Genomic DNA, 14,740 nt, shown 5'->3' on the forward strand with positions numbered 1-14,740 from the left:
AAGGAAATTGGAAGAGTGAGAACGATCGGGGAAAGATACGGTGTATTTCACTTATAAAATACTGTAAGTAAGCGCAGAAGAAATTATCCACATTATGTATATGACATGTGAATGATGGAATAAGTGGCGCTGGAGGTAGGGTAAGGAATAGCGGTGGCAGGTATATTTTATCGTATAAATCATTGTAATAGATGGACATAGCATGCCCTGGGGTGGGGTGGCATCCATCAAATTACTACATTGCTGTTATTATACTGGTAAGCGGGAATGGAAACTATAAATACCTGAGGGGGTTCCTGCGGGCGTTGAGGATATAATTTTTCATATTAACCCAGAACGCCATAATCATATACACGATGATTGGGGACCCCATCGTAAGGAATGAAGTATAGATAAAAAACAGGCGGATACGTGAGGTTGCTATGCCCAGCTTATTGCCGATAGCTGTACAAACCCCGAAGGCCTGCCATTCCACGTAATCTTTAATTCTATTCATATATCAAATTTATTACAATCCCGGCTCAAAAACAAGTTCAATTTCTATACCGGAAAGCGGCTGATAGTGCGCTGGCAGTGAATTAGCGGCATATTTAACAGTGTTACTTCAGGGCGACCGGTCATTTTGCGAGCTGACCATTTATAGACAATCGTCTACATATCTTTTAAAAACTTGTTGAATTTAATTAATTTTGCGGTGCATTTTCTAACCGGTCTTAAATTATTTTTTTCCATGGTGTTTGATATTGAAATGATTAAAAAAGTGTACGCGGCACTGCCGGGTAAGGTGGAAGCTACCCGTAAAATGCTGGGACGCCCGCTCACACTGTCAGAAAAGATTTTATATGCTCACTTATATGCACCTACCACTGCGGCGTTTGAGCGTGGAAAGTCTTATGTGGAGTTTGCTCCCGATCGCGTAGCGATGCAGGATGCTACCGCGCAGATGGCGCTGTTGCAGTTCATGACCTGTGGTCGTGATAAAGTTGCAGTTCCTTCTACCGTACACTGTGATCACCTCATTCAAGCTAAGACAGGCGCCACAGAAGATCTGGCGACTGCCGTGGATACCAACAGGGAAGTATACGACTTCCTGGCGTCTATCTCTAACAAATACGGTATTGGTTTCTGGAAGCCAGGCGCTGGTATCATTCACCAGGTAGTACTGGAAAACTATGCGTTTCCGGGCGGTCTGATGATTGGTACTGACTCTCACACTCCTAATGCGGGTGGTTTGGGTATGCTGGCAATCGGTGTAGGTGGTGCTGATGCGGTTGACGTAATGGCAGGTCTGCCATGGGAGCTGAAAATGCCTAAACTGATCGGTGTTAAACTGACTGGTAAACTGAGTGGCTGGGCTTCTGCAAAAGACGTAATTCTGAAAGTAGCAGGCGTACTGACTGTTAAGGGTGGTACTGGCTGTATCGTTGAATATTTTGGTGAAGGTGCTGATAGCCTGAGCGCTACCGGTAAAGGTACTATCTGTAACATGGGTGCTGAAATCGGTGCTACTTGTTCTGTATTTGCTTACGATAGCAAGATTGCTGCTTACCTGAATGCTACTGAGCGTCAGGAAATAGCTGCTCTGGCTGACGGAGTAAAAGAACACCTGCGTCCGGATGCTGAAGTATATGCTGAACCTGCAAAATACTACGATCAGGTAATTGAAATCAACCTGAACGAACTGGAACCACATGTAAATGGTCCGTTCACTCCGGATTTAGCATGGCCTATTTCTAAATTTGCACAGGCTGTAAGAGAAAACAACTGGCCAGAGAAACTGGAAGTTGCACTGATCGGCTCCTGTACTAACTCTTCTTACGAAGATATCTCCCGTGCTGCTTCCCTGGCGAAACAGGCGGTTGATAAAAACCTCGACGTAAAAGCTGAATATACTATCACACCGGGTTCTGAACTGGTACGTTATACCATCGAAAGAGACGGTCTGTTGAATACCTTCGATCAGATCGGTGGTGTTGTACTGGCTAATGCCTGCGGTCCTTGTATCGGCCAGTGGGCTCGTCACATCGATGATCCAAACCGTAGAAACTCAATCATCACTTCCTTCAACCGTAACTTCGCTAAAAGGAATGATGGTCTGGCTGCTACGCACGCTTTCGTTGCTTCTCCTGAGATCGTTACAGCTTTTGCAATCGCAGGTGACCTGACGTTCAACCCGCTGACTGACAAACTTAAGACTAAAGACGGTCAGGAAGTAATGCTGGACGAACCAAGTGGTTTTGAACTGCCTACTAAAGGTTTCTCTGTAGAAGATCCTGGTTATCAGGCTCCTGCAGCTGATGGTAGCGGTGTTCAGGTAATCGTATCTCCAACCAGCGACCGTCTGCAACTGCTGGCACCATTCGCTGCATGGGAAGGTACAGATCTGAAAGGTCTGAAACTGCTGATCAAAGCAAAAGGTAAATGTACTACTGACCATATCTCTATGGCTGGTCCGTGGTTAAAATACCGTGGTCACCTCGACAACATATCTAATAATATGCTGATCGGTGCGGTGAACGCATTCAATGACAAAACTGACACCGTTAAGAACCAGCTGAATGGCGAATACGCAGGCGTACCTGTTGTACAGCGCGCATATAAAGCTGCTAATATCGGTTCTATCGTGGTAGGTGATGAAAACTATGGTGAAGGTTCCAGCCGTGAACACGCTGCTATGGAACCACGTCACCTGGGCGTTCGTGCTATCCTGGTGAAATCTTTCGCCCGTATTCACGAAACTAACCTGAAAAAGCAGGGTATGCTCGGATTGACCTTCGCTAACAAGGAAGATTACGATAAAATCCAGGAAGATGATACATTAGATATCGTTGGCCTGAATGATTTCGCACCTGGCAAGCAGCTGACTGTTGTGGCTAACCACAAAGACGGCAGCAAGGACGAAATAGCAGTAAACCATACCTACAATGAACAACAGATTGAGTGGTTCAAAGCAGGTGGTGCACTGAACGTAATCCGTGCCCAGTTTGCAAATGCATAATCAGCTTTATGCTATAAAATGATAAAGGATCCCGTCTGCGTCTGCAGACGGGATTTTTATTTTTACCTTTACCCCTATGCAGAAAGAAACTTTACAAAACGTCTGGCAACAACTGCTGGAACCCTACACAAAGAATCAGGCATTTATAGATCAGGGATTTGAGCTGCTCTCAGATCACTATTCCGCAACCCACCGCCATTACCATAACCTTTCCCATATCTATGCGCTACTGCAACTGCAGGTAAAGCATAGCGACCTTATTACGGATAATGAGAACTTTCTCCTGGCAATCTTCTTCCATGATATCATCTACGATATCCAGCAGGTGGACAATGAGGAGAAGAGTGCGATGGCCGCAGCTGAGTTCCTTTTCCAGACAGATTACCCGGCGAACGATATAGAAACCGTCATGCACTTTATCCGTGCTACAAAGTCGCATGAGAATACTACCGGCAATCCGGATCTGGACTATTTCCTGGATTTCGACCTGTCTATATTAGGAGCACCTGCTGAGCAGTATCAGGCATATGCAGAACAGATCAGAAAGGAATATCATATTTATTCAGATATCGTGTATAATGCCGGCAGGAGAAACGCCTTACAGCATTTTCTAAATGCACCAGCGATATTCAAGACTACCGCTTTCAGAGAGCAATATGAGGCAGTTGCTATTGAGAATATCAGGACAGAAATGGCATCATTGCAGACACAGTTCTCTTAAAAGAGTGGCTTCTTCAGCGTAAATCTTCTGGCTAAACTAACGCGGAAATTGCCTGCTCCCATTGTCTGGTAGGTATCAGGCACGGGAGACTGGCTGCGCGTAGTCAGGTATACATAGTGGATACCTGCAAAGTACCTGCTGGAGTTATAACCTACGGATATCCGCACATTATTATTGAACTGAAGACCTATCTTCCTCAGGTCGGTAGCTGCTACCCTGTTCATGATTGTATGATTGACGCCAAGGCTGCCACTCAGGGATAGTGTAGTAAACCAATGTTGCTTATAAACGAATGTATGCGCATATCCGGCATTAGCAGCAGCGCTGATAATACGCGTGCGGTTGAAGTTCTCTCCGTTGAAGAAACCGGTACTTTGAATGTAGGAAGGTATCAGCCCGGAGTCGCCTTTCATCCTTACACCAAAAACCTCCCCTCCCACCAGAAATGACCCGGCGCTTTTTTTCTGGTAGTCGTTTTGTAAGTAGGCCGCCCGGTAGGAGAAGCGCTTGGAATTAAAGATATACTGTACGTTTAACCCGATGTTGACATTACGGGCATCCGGACGGATCATTTCCACATTATTGGAACCGGCATTAGTACCCAGGCTGCTTATCAGCTGACGGGTATTGGCGATATAGTAACCATTATAAATCTGTCCGTAGAAATCTACTACCAGTCTGCGGGTATAAATGTGGGTCTGCAGATCCAGCATTTTGGTCTTACCGTACTCTCCACTTTCCTTATTGATCGCCGACAGGTTAAAGGCCAGATTAATAGCAAGGAAACGGTAGTTGAACCCAAAACCGACGTTAAAGGGCGTATTGGGCCGGTATAAGACATCTTTTGAGCTTTTAGCATTAACTACCCCATTATCAGTAACGGAGCCTTCTACGATATCATTATCCACTATATCGTAGTTGTTATACTTTCTGGAACCAAACAGGCGGACAGTAAGGTCTTCTGTATGCTCTTCGATATAGTTGGAATCATTTTCGGCTTCCAGCCAGCGGATGGCCTTTTTGAAAAATGGGGTATGTTGTGCAGAAACTGCTACACAAATCAGCAAACATGCCGTCAATAAAGCAAGCCATTTCAGCATCACATTACAATTGAAGTATTAACACCTTGTTTCCTACGTTACTTCGGCAGCTCAATTACCTCCAGCTGACTGATATTACCATCTGATAATTCAAAGCGTAACAAAGTTTTGACCTTGTGCCATCCTTGAATCCCACAGGCTCCCGGATTAATATGCAATAGTTGCAGAGCCGGATCAGGCATTACCTTTAATATATGGGAATGACCACATATGAATAATTTGGGCTTATATTCCTTCAGCTGTTCTTTGATACCCGGGGCATATTTTCCGGGATATCCACCAATATGGATCATGAAAACCTTTACCTGCTCTATCTCAAAGGACAGATGCAGTGGATAACGCACCCTTAACTCAGCGCCATCGATATTACCATATACTGCACGAAAAGGCTTGAAAGCCTCCAGTTTATCCGCCAGTGCTGTGTTCCCGATATCCCCGCCGTGCCAGATCTCATCGACTTTATCGAAATATCTAAATACGTCAGGGTGCAGGTAACTATGTGTATCTGACATCAAACCTATCTTCTTCATGCATCAAAATTGGGCCAAAAGTAAAATAACATTTAGTATTTTACTGATAATATATACCTATTTTTATGCAAACCGATATTACCGGCAGGTTATTGATCTGCTGTCCTGACCGGCCCGGTATAGTTGCCGGCGTATCCCAATTCCTGTTTACCTGTGGCGCAAATATCCTGGATGCCAGTCAGCATAGTACTGATCCGAAGGAAGGTCTTTTCTTCATGCGCATGGTCTTTCACCTTGAAAATACTGCTGTCACTATCGCTGAACTGGAAAAACAGTTCCAGGAAAAGGTAGCAGCGCCGCTAAAAATGGATTGGCGTATTGATTACAGCTCCCACCGCAAGAAAATGGCTATCATGGTATCCCGTTATGATCACTGCCTGATGGAATTATTATGGCGCTGGCGCAGCGGAGAACTACCGGTGGATATTCCCCTGGTTATCTCCAATCATGAAGATCTCAGGGAGGTAACTGAAGATTTTGGTATACCCTTCCACTATCTTCCTGTGGATCCGGGAAGTAAAGCAGCCAGAGAACAGGAAGCTATTCAACTGATACAGGATGCGAAGGCTGATTTTACTGTACTGGCCCGCTATATGCAGATATTATCGCCGTCCTTTGTCAGCACATTCCCGGGAAAGATTATCAATATTCATCACTCCTTTCTGCCGGCCTTCGCAGGTGCAAATCCCTATAAAAATGCCTATACACGGGGTGTAAAACTAATTGGAGCTACTGCCCATTATGTAACTGACGACCTGGATGAAGGACCGATCATTGATCAGGATGTAGCCAGGGTAAGTCATCGTCACGCAGTGAATGACCTGGTGATGTTAGGCAGGGACATCGAAAGACAGGTGTTAACAAGAGCAGTTATTGCACACGTTGAAGACAGGGTGATTATACATGGCAACAAGACAATCGTGTTCTGATAAGAGCTATTAAAACTATATGGGAAGTAACAGCGCTACATATATGGAGAAGGTAGTTGCTTCCTGAACAGAGGCGGCTATCTCAATGGTATCTGAGATAGCCGCCTTTATATAAGAAAACTGATGTGATCGACTTACCTATTTAAGGTATACTAAGGATATTCCATCGGGATGAATACATCCATGGAGTATATCTTTATACGTTTATTGCTTCTTCACAAATCGGCCTAAACCTCTACCTGCCATTGCATAAGATTCGGTAATACGCGCACCGGTATCGAAGTCCATACCGAAGGCCATTCTACCCGGTGCTTTATCCACAGATAGCTTGGCAATTACTTTACTCTTATCTGCAGTCTCCACAATTAAAGCCTCACCATTGACGTATGCGTTCTTGCGCATAACGCCGACGTTAAAGCCTGGTTCTACGAAAGTAGTATTAAAGATAAGCGTATACTTTGCCTTTGGATTTTTACCTGACTTAACACCACTTGCTTCGGAAAACAGCTCGTCAAACTTAGGCTCAAAACGTGCAGCTCTGTCGGCTTTCCAGGCTGCAGCCCAGGTATCACCCCGGCCAGCTTCCTTCTTGTTATACTCGTCTGTTTTCTTTTTGATGTAATCATTCTCATCATCAAATTCACCTACTTTAACAGCGTCATAGGTAAATTCGGTGTTGATCTCTGTTTGTCCTTTCAGTACAGAGAGGTCGCCTTCTTTCAGCTTAATTTTCTGAGCATCTACTGTGAGTGTGGAGGATAAAACGATTGCAGCTACAATTGCTAATCCGGAGAATAACTTCATGATACTTATGTTTTTATATGCCAAATATATAAAAGCAGAAGAAGAAAAAACTGCTGCCGGAAAGAATGCGTACATTCCGCAATTGTTGACACTATCAGTGGTAGTGTAAGTTACTGATCATCTCAAATAATAATCCTGCTCCAAGTTTTGCTGTCCGGTTATCCACATCGAGAGAGGGGTTCAATTCTGCAATATCTATCCCGGCCAGTTTACCACTTTGCAGGATATTCCGGTAACATTCCAGGAACAATCCATCCGGACGGATACCATTGTATGCCGTAGCGCTTACACCTGGTGCAAAAGCCGCTGAAAATACGTCCAGGTCAATAGTCAGGTATACATGATCCACATCCCGCAGGAACTGATTAATAGCAGCATGGACCAGTGGCTTATCCTGGAGGTGAAAAGCGTCGGCATCAACATATTGTACTTCCAGGTCTCCCGCTATACGAAAAAGCTGCTGCGTATTACTGTTAGCCTGTATACCAAGGGCCAGATAGTGAAAAGGAACACCTTCCAGGTTACAGTCCTGGGCCAGCTGCCAGAAGCTGGTACCTGATGTACTACCTTCTGTACCTGTCATGCGCAGATCGAAGTGTGCATCCATATTCAGTAGTCCTAGCTTCTCACCACGCTTCCGTCCTGTCAGGTGCTGATATATGCCATGCGCATGTCCGTAAGTGATCTCATGTCCTCCACCCAATAGTACCGGCAGATAACCCGCCTTACGAATGCTCAGTACTGCTGCAGACAGTGAATGCTGCGCCTCCTCCAGCTGATTGTCCTTACAGATAATATCACCTGCATCAGCGAGTACCAGTTCACTATCGAAATGAACAGGGAAATTGCTACATGCAAGCCTTAATGCGGCCGGACCTTCTGCTGCACCCACACGGCCCTGATTGCGGCGTACACCTTCATCACTGGCAAACCCCAGGAAAACAACACCTTGCTGATGTGGTTTTAATACCGGTAGTGCACCTGTCAACAGATTAACCGGAATAATTCGCTGATGCCAGCGTAATAATTCTTCGGCAGTCCCGTCTATTCTTCCTGTCCAGGCAACCGGCTGCCTGTAATAATCTGGCTTTATCATAGTACTACAAAGTTAGTACTGTTAACGGAATAGTGACGTTATCCGCGTGTTTGCACGGTAACTGACGGATAGATATCGGTATCCTATCAGTGTTATGCCGGGATTCGTGAGTGGAGGAAGACAGAAATGTACCTGATCAATATTTTTCCCTATATTGCAGCAAACGATTGCATAAAGACCTGTAGCGACTGAATAACCTATCACCTGTAGCATAGCGCCTATGTTTTTACCATGTCAAATTCCACGTATGTAGCCATTACAAATCCATCATAGTTTTATTATTTATCACCCTCAAAACAACTATCCAAATGAAGAAGATTGGAACCTACCTTTCTTTCCGGCTGGCAGCATTTGTCTTTTGCCTGCTGAGTATCACTTTACATGCCCGTGCGCAGACGCCGGTGCAGAAAAACGGCCAGTTACGGGTTATTGGTACCAAGCTGTGTAATCAGTATGGTAACCCCATCCAGCTCAGAGGTATGAGCACACACGGTATACAATGGTATGGCTGGGGAAGCTGTCTTACTGCGGCCTCACTAGATGCGCTGGCCTATGACTGGGGTGCAGACATCCTGCGGATTTCCCTGTATGTACAGGAAGGCGGTTATGCCAGCGATCCTACAGGTTTTACTAACCAGGTTAACAGACTGATAGAAGAAGCTACTGCACGCGGCATGTACGCACTGGTAGACTGGCATCAGCTGACTCCCGGCGACCCTAACGAAAACCTCAGCAGGGCCAAAACGTTTTTCACTGCCATTGCCAACACGCACAAAAACAAAAACAACATCATTTATGATATCTGTAATGAGCCTAACTCTGGCGCTACCTGGGCCAGGATCAAGCTGTATGCAGATCAGATGATTCCTCACATACGCGCCATTGATAATGACGCTGTGATCCTGGTAGGTACGCATGGATGGTCTACCATGGGCTTGTCTGGGGACGGATCCTTGCAGGACATTTTCAATAATCCCCTGCAGCATGCCAATGTCATGTATACCTTTCACTTCTATGCAATGGATCACCGTACTCCCTACTTAAATCAGCTGAATACAGCGTCTGACAGACTACCTGTATTCGTCACTGAATTTGGTACCCAGGAAGCCAGCGGAGACGGCCCCAATGACTTTACTATGGCCCAGCAGTTTATTGATCTGATGGCGCGGAAAAAGATCAGCTGGACTAACTGGAATTACTCAGATGATTTCCGCTCAGGTGCGGTATGGATTACAGGTACCTGCTCTAACGGTCCATGGACGACTGCACGCCTGAAACCTGCAGGCGCGTGGATAAGGGAGCGTATATTGAACCCTGCAGATGACTTCCCGACCGGCAATACCTGCGTACCTGTTTCTGCCAGTGCAAATGATGGCAACGTACCTGCCAACGTACAGGACAATAACTACAGTACCCGCTGGTCTGCTGAAGGAGACGGTCAATGGATCCAGTTCTGCCTGAGTAATACCACTACCGTAACAGGGGTGAATATCGCTTTCTACAATGGTACTACCCGCCGTACTTTCTTTGATATCCTGACCAGTACCGATGGTAACAATTGGGCGAACGCTGCTACCGGCTTACAGAGCAGTGGTACTTCCAATGCATTGGAGGCATTCAACTTTGCGGCCCGCAGCGCTAAATATGTAAGAATTGTAGGACATGGTAACAGTACCAATGCATGGAACAGCCTCACGGAAGTCAGAGTTATCAGCTCTGGTGCGGCAGCTTCCACACTGGCAGCCACGAAGATGATCCCAACGGAAAAACAGCCTGCCTCACTGACAAACTATCCTAATCCATTTAGTGAGCATAGTACAGTGAGCTTCTATCTGGACAAACCGGCCCAGGTATTACTTGCTGTATTTGATCTGAATGGTAAGCAGGTTGCTGTATTAAAACGCGGTCGCCTGGACGCAGGCCAGTACAATACCAGCCTTACAGGCACACAGCTGCCAAAAGGTGTATATACCCTGAAGCTTACTTATGGTCAGCAGGTGATCACCCGCAAAATTATCAAACAATAATCAGCATATAACACGTATCCCCAACATGACAAAGGGTGCATCAATTGCTTTGATGCACCCTTCTGCTGTCAATCAGTTATTATCAGAAAACAGGCCCCCCTTCTTTCCAGACTTTCACAGGTTTCATCTTTCCCTGATAATATAAAATATCGCGGTAGTCTGCACACGGGTATGCCTGCATATCTGCTAAGTACCCTGCGGTCAGCTGACCAACATTTTCTAAAGCCAATGCCTTTGCTGCCCGGCTGGTTAGTCCTGCGAATACTTCTGCGGCGGATAGCTTCTGGGCTGCACTCAATACTGCTGCCTGTAGCAATAAATCCCCCATTGGTGCTGAACCTGGGTTCCAGTCACTCGCTATTGCTACGGCCGCACCGGCATCCAATAATTTCCTTGCCGGTGCATACTGCATACCCAGTCCCAGGGAAGCTCCTGGTAGTACAACAGCTACTATATCTGCCGCCGCCAGTAGTGAGATAGCTGCATCATCGCTGGCTTCCAGGTGATCTGCTGACAAAGCGCCTGCTGCCACTGCTACAGCTGCTCCTCCGGTAGAAAACTGATCTGCATGTACGGTTGCAGCAAAGCCCATCTCAGCAGCCTGCTGCAGAAAATGCCTGGCTGCTTCCGGAGAAAAAGCTGTTTCCTCAATGAAGATATCCACCCGTTGAGTAAGTTGTTCTGACTGGAGCACAGGTAATAAGGACTTAAGTATCCAGGCTAAATAGGCTGTATCATCACCTTCAAAATCCTTCGGCCGCATATGTGCTGCCAGGCAGGTAGGCACCAGGGTAGCTTTCGTATGACTGGCTGCTGCGCGGATGGCCTGTAACATATTCAGCTCTCCATCCATATCCAGACCATAGCCGCTTTTTACTTCAATGGTAGTCACACCTTCACGCAGATGCCTGTTGGCGCGCAGTACCGTATTGGTCATTAATACCTCCGGATCCGCAGCTCTGGTTTTAGTAACTGAATCCCATATACCACCACCTGCCCGGGCTATTTCCAGGTAAGACTTCCCTGCAATACGCATGGCATAGTCGCGGTTACGTGAACCATCAAAACAGATATGTGTATGGCAATCAATGAACCCGGGTAGTAATACCGCAGGTACTGTAATGCGGGTTACATCGCAATCGGGAAACTGGTGTTGCAACTCCTTAAAAGTGCCTGTGGCAATAATCTTTCCATTATCTGTCACAACACCTCCATGCTCAATAATGGTGAGTTGCTCATCCTGTAACGGACCTTTCAACGGCAGGTCTGTCAGCGGTAATATCTGTGAAAAGGGGCCTATGAGTTCCATATATCAGATATTGAATTTGCCGGCGGTGGCTTTCGCTTCTTCATATCCTGCATCTGCATGACGGAAGATGCCCAGCGCCGGATCATTGAATAATACTCTTTTCAGGCAAGCCTCTGCCCTTTCCGAGCCATCGGCCATTACGACCATGCCGGCATGTTGTGAGTATCCCATGCCTACTCCGCCGCCATGATGGAAAGATACCCAGGTAGCGCCGCCGCCGGTATTAGCCATCAGGTTCAGCAACGTCCAGTCAGATACTGCGTCAGAACCATCTTTCATAGCTTCTGTTTCCCTGTTAGGAGAAGCTACTGAGCCACAGTCCAGGTGATCACGGCCTATTACAATAGGTGCTTTCACATTACCTGTCCTTACCAGATCATTAAATATCAGGCCAGCCTTTTCTCTTTCACCCATTCCCAACCAGCAGATGCGTGCCGGCAGGCCCTGGAATGCCACCTGCTCCTGTGCTTTCTTCAACCAGTTGAGTAATGCTGTATTCTCTGGAAAGGCTTCCATTAATGCCCGGTCTGTGGTATAAATGTCCTCCGGATCTCCGGATAAGGCGACCCATCTGAAAGGACCTTTACCTTCACAGAACAGCGGACGTATATATGCTGGTGTAAATCCGGGGAAGTTGAAAGCATTAGGTTCACCGCCTTCGCGGGCAAACTCACGCAGGTTATTACCATAGTCAAACGTAATAGCGCCGCGTTCCTGCAATGCCAGCATATAACTGACATGACGGGCCATACTTTTGAGTGAACGGGCTTTATATGCTGCAGGATCTGCCTTACGAAGGGCTGCTGCTGCTTCCAGCGACAACCCATTCGGTACATACCCATTGATAGGGTCGTGGGCTGAAGTCTGATCAGTCAGTATATCAGGAATAATGTTGTCATTGAGTAGCCTTTCCAGCATATCTCCGGCATCACTTACCAACCCTATAGACAATGCCTGGCCTTTGGCTTTGGCATCCATTGCCCAGGCTATCGCTTCTTCATAAGAATGTGTGATACGATCAATATAGCGGGTAGCCAACCGTTTACGGATACGTGATTCGTCTACATCAGCACCGAGGAATACAGCTCCCGCCATGGTTGCTGCCAGTGGTTGTGCGCCGCCCATACCACCTATACCTGCAGTGACCAGTAACTTGCCCTTGAGGTCTCCGTTGAAGTGCTGACGGCCACAGGCTACGAACGTCTCATAAGTACCTTGCAGGATACCCTGTGTGCCTATATAGATCCAGCTGCCGGCTGTCATCTGGCCATACATCATCAGGCCTTTGGCACGAAGCTCATTAAAGTGTTCCCAGGTAGCCCATTTAGGTACCAGGTTACTATTGGCCAGCATCACGCGCGGTGCCTGCGGATGTGTACGTACTACCCCTACCGGTTTGCCTGATTGTACCAGTAATGAATGATCTTCATCCAGCTTCAGGAGTATTTCGATTATCTTCTGGAGGGCTTCCCTGTTACGTGCCGCTTGCCCGATACCGCCGTATACTACCAGTTCATCCGGATTCTCTGCTACTTCCTCATCCAGGTTATTCAAGAGCATGCGCAGGGGTGCTTCTGTCTGCCAGGAACGGGCATGCAGCTTGTTACCACGGGGTGCTTTATAATGCGGATGTGCAGCGTATGTTTTAATAAATTCCGAACTGTTCATGATAAATACCGTTTAAAGATAAGTGATGGGTCAGCGCTGCATCATTGGCCACTTTGACCAGGGATTGGTTTACAATCAGCTGATGCAGTTGTTTGATATCCAGGGCAAAGATCCTGTCTTTGGCGGCGAATGATACTGTTTGCCGTACGAAGGAGTGTACTGCTTCCAGAATAGGGCCTGACTTTAACGGCCTTCTAAAATCTACCGCCTGTGCAGCATAAAGCAGCTCTATTGCCAATATGTACTCCAGGTTATCTATTACCTGATGCAGCTTACGGCCACTGATCGAGCCCATAGACACATGGTCTTCCTGACCCAGTGAAGTGGGTACGCTATCGGCGCTGGCAGGGAAACAAAGGGTTTTATTCTCTGTTACCAGTGCAGCGGTTGTATATTGTGGTATCATAAAACCGGAGTTCAGTCCGGCGTCTTCAATCAGCAATTTAGGTAGCCCATACCGGCCTTCTATCATCATATAACAGCGGCGATCAGCAATGTTACCCAGTTCTGCGGCTGCAACAGTGGCATAGTCCAGTGGCATAGCCAGCGGCTGACCATGGAAGTTGCCTCCGCTGATTGTATCTTCTGCACTGAAGATAATGGGGTTATCTGTTACAGCGTTCAGTTCAATTACCGTCAGCTCACGTAAGTGATGCCATGCGGTACGGGATGCACCATGTACCTGTGGCATGCAGCGCAGGGAGTATGGGTCCTGTACACGGCCACAGTCGGCATGAGCATCCATAATGCCTGAGTTATCCAGCATCGTCTTCAGACGGTGTGCAACCAGCTGATTACCGGGGAATGGCCTGATGGCATGCAACCGCGGATCAAACGGACGGGCAGTACCCATCAGTCCTTCCAGTGACAAGGCACCGATAATATCGGCGGCATCCAGCGCATTGTGCATCCGCTGTAAAGCAGTAACGGCAAAGGACAATATAAACTGTGTACCATTGATCAATGCAAGACCTTCTTTAGGGCCCAGTACCACCGGTGCCAGTCCTTCGGCCTGTAAGACCGCGGCGGCAGGTTGCTTTTGTCCTTTATAGTAGACCTCTCCCAACCCTATTAATGGCAGGAATAGATGGGATAACGGTGCCAGATCACCGGAAGCGCCTACGGATCCCTTTTCAGGTACTACCGGTGTTACCTGGTGCTCTATATGCCAGATAATGCGTTCCAAGGTGGATAGTGCAGCGCCGGAATACCCCTGTGCCAATGCATGTACTTTGGTAACCAGCATTACACGGGCTACCATTTCCGGAATAGGATTCCCTATGCCAACGCTATGACTTTGCAGGATGTTATATTGTAAGGTGCGGGTATCTTCTTCTGATATCTTGGTATCGCAGAGCGGCCCAAAGCCGGTGTTGATGCCATATACTGTGCTGTGGGCAGCGACGATAGCCTGTACGTGTGCAGCGCTGGCATTAATGCGTGCAATCACTTCCGGTACCAGTACGCCGGTCAGCCGGCCTGCGGCAATATCCAGCGCTCTGGCAACGGTAAGCTGATCAATACCGTATTTGAATTGGTGTATCATTATTGATTGAAT

Annotated in this window: 12 protein-coding genes; 4 read left to right on the plus strand and 8 right to left on the minus strand. The window is 47.0% G+C overall.

Going from position 1 to position 14,740, the window contains the following annotated elements; genetic code table 11:
* Positions 1–274: 274 nt before the first annotated feature.
* Entirely contained in the window at positions 275–496 is a 222-nt protein-coding gene (locus K1Y79_RS29505; protein WP_220249137.1) for a PspC domain-containing protein, read from the minus strand.
* Positions 497–730: 234 nt separating this feature from the next.
* Here K1Y79_RS29505 and K1Y79_RS06250 point away from each other — a divergent pair, with 234 nt between their 5' ends.
* Both K1Y79_RS06250 and K1Y79_RS06255 read left to right on the plus strand, forming a co-directional pair.
* Positions 731–2,998, plus strand: a complete 2,268-nt coding sequence (locus tag K1Y79_RS06250) for an aconitate hydratase (protein ID WP_220249138.1) — start codon at positions 731–733, stop codon at positions 2,996–2,998.
* A gap of 76 nt (positions 2,999–3,074) precedes the next feature.
* Positions 3,075–3,719 (plus strand): HD domain-containing protein, encoded by a 645-nt coding sequence (locus K1Y79_RS06255; RefSeq protein ID WP_220249139.1) that lies wholly within the window; start codon positions 3,075–3,077, stop codon positions 3,717–3,719.
* On the opposite strand, the gene K1Y79_RS06260 is transcribed toward K1Y79_RS06255, so the two are convergent.
* Together K1Y79_RS06260 and K1Y79_RS06265 are read right to left on the minus strand one after the other, a co-directional pair.
* Entirely contained in the window at positions 3,716–4,819 is a 1,104-nt protein-coding gene (locus K1Y79_RS06260) for a DUF4421 domain-containing protein (RefSeq protein WP_220249140.1), read from the minus strand. The two genes, K1Y79_RS06255 and K1Y79_RS06260, sit on opposite strands and share 4 nt — an antisense overlap.
* A gap of 38 nt (positions 4,820–4,857) precedes the next feature.
* On the minus strand, positions 4,858–5,349 hold the full coding sequence (locus K1Y79_RS06265) for a metallophosphoesterase family protein (protein WP_220249141.1): 492 nt from the start codon (positions 5,347–5,349) through the stop codon (positions 4,858–4,860).
* Positions 5,350–5,414: 65 nt separating this feature from the next.
* Here K1Y79_RS06265 and purU point away from each other — a divergent pair, with 65 nt between their 5' ends.
* Entirely contained in the window at positions 5,415–6,278 is an 864-nt protein-coding gene (gene purU / locus K1Y79_RS06270; RefSeq protein WP_220249142.1) for a formyltetrahydrofolate deformylase, read from the plus strand.
* Positions 6,279–6,482: 204 nt separating this feature from the next.
* Here the strand turns inward: purU and K1Y79_RS06275 are convergent, their stop codons facing one another.
* On the minus strand, positions 6,483–7,082 hold the full coding sequence (locus K1Y79_RS06275; protein WP_220249143.1) for a hypothetical protein: 600 nt from the start codon (positions 7,080–7,082) through the stop codon (positions 6,483–6,485).
* A gap of 94 nt (positions 7,083–7,176) precedes the next feature.
* A complete protein-coding gene (gene hutG / locus K1Y79_RS06280) occupies positions 7,177–8,178 on the minus strand; it encodes a formimidoylglutamase (RefSeq protein WP_220249144.1) in 1,002 nt (333 codons plus the stop codon).
* A gap of 308 nt (positions 8,179–8,486) precedes the next feature.
* Here hutG and K1Y79_RS06285 point away from each other — a divergent pair, with 308 nt between their 5' ends.
* Positions 8,487–10,205 carry a cellulase family glycosylhydrolase gene (locus tag K1Y79_RS06285; RefSeq protein WP_220249145.1) on the plus strand — a complete coding sequence of 573 codons (1,719 nt, stop codon included), beginning with the start codon at positions 8,487–8,489 and terminating at the stop codon, positions 10,203–10,205.
* A gap of 82 nt (positions 10,206–10,287) precedes the next feature.
* Here the strand turns inward: K1Y79_RS06285 and hutI are convergent, their stop codons facing one another.
* The 3 genes from hutI to hutH are packed head-to-tail and all read right to left on the minus strand — an operon-like array spanning position 10,288 to position 14,728.
* Positions 10,288–11,514, minus strand: coding sequence for an imidazolonepropionase (hutI, locus tag K1Y79_RS06290; RefSeq protein WP_220249146.1), 1,227 nt, complete (start codon positions 11,512–11,514; stop codon positions 10,288–10,290).
* 3 nt (positions 11,515–11,517) lie between these two features.
* Complete coding sequence (hutU, locus tag K1Y79_RS06295) at positions 11,518–13,182, minus strand: urocanate hydratase (protein WP_220249147.1); 1,665 nt, start codon at positions 13,180–13,182, stop codon at positions 11,518–11,520.
* Entirely contained in the window at positions 13,160–14,728 is a 1,569-nt protein-coding gene (hutH, locus tag K1Y79_RS06300) for a histidine ammonia-lyase (protein WP_220249148.1), read from the minus strand. Before hutH ends, hutU begins: the two co-directional genes overlap by 23 nt.
* Positions 14,729–14,740 lie beyond the last annotated feature (12 nt).

Origin of the sequence: Chitinophaga rhizophila, from assembly GCF_019492185.1 — a bacterium.
GTDB lineage: Bacteria > Bacteroidota > Bacteroidia > Chitinophagales > Chitinophagaceae > Chitinophaga > Chitinophaga rhizophila.

What these genes read in the sequence shown, in the direction of transcription:
- K1Y79_RS06265 (WP_220249141.1), bottom strand. Translation starts at nt 5,349, where the DNA reads ATGAAGAAGATAGGTTTGATGTCAGATACACATAGTTACCTGCACCCT.
- hutI (WP_220249146.1), bottom strand. Translation starts at nt 11,514, where the DNA reads ATGGAACTCATAGGCCCCTTTTCACAGATATTACCGCTGACAGACCTG.
- K1Y79_RS06285 (WP_220249145.1), top strand. Translation starts at nt 8,487, where the DNA reads ATGAAGAAGATTGGAACCTACCTTTCTTTCCGGCTGGCAGCATTTGTC.
- hutH (WP_220249148.1), bottom strand. Translation starts at nt 14,728, where the DNA reads ATGATACACCAATTCAAATACGGTATTGATCAGCTTACCGTTGCCAGA.
- hutU (WP_220249147.1), bottom strand. Translation starts at nt 13,182, where the DNA reads ATGAACAGTTCGGAATTTATTAAAACATACGCTGCACATCCGCATTAT.
- K1Y79_RS06260 (WP_220249140.1), bottom strand. Translation starts at nt 4,819, where the DNA reads ATGCTGAAATGGCTTGCTTTATTGACGGCATGTTTGCTGATTTGTGTA.
- K1Y79_RS29505 (WP_220249137.1), bottom strand. Translation starts at nt 496, where the DNA reads ATGAATAGAATTAAAGATTACGTGGAATGGCAGGCCTTCGGGGTTTGT.
- hutG (WP_220249144.1), bottom strand. Translation starts at nt 8,178, where the DNA reads ATGATAAAGCCAGATTATTACAGGCAGCCGGTTGCCTGGACAGGAAGA.
- K1Y79_RS06275 (WP_220249143.1), bottom strand. Translation starts at nt 7,082, where the DNA reads ATGAAGTTATTCTCCGGATTAGCAATTGTAGCTGCAATCGTTTTATCC.
- purU (WP_220249142.1), top strand. Translation starts at nt 5,415, where the DNA reads ATGCAAACCGATATTACCGGCAGGTTATTGATCTGCTGTCCTGACCGG.
- K1Y79_RS06250 (WP_220249138.1), top strand. Translation starts at nt 731, where the DNA reads ATGGTGTTTGATATTGAAATGATTAAAAAAGTGTACGCGGCACTGCCG.
- K1Y79_RS06255 (WP_220249139.1), top strand. Translation starts at nt 3,075, where the DNA reads ATGCAGAAAGAAACTTTACAAAACGTCTGGCAACAACTGCTGGAACCC.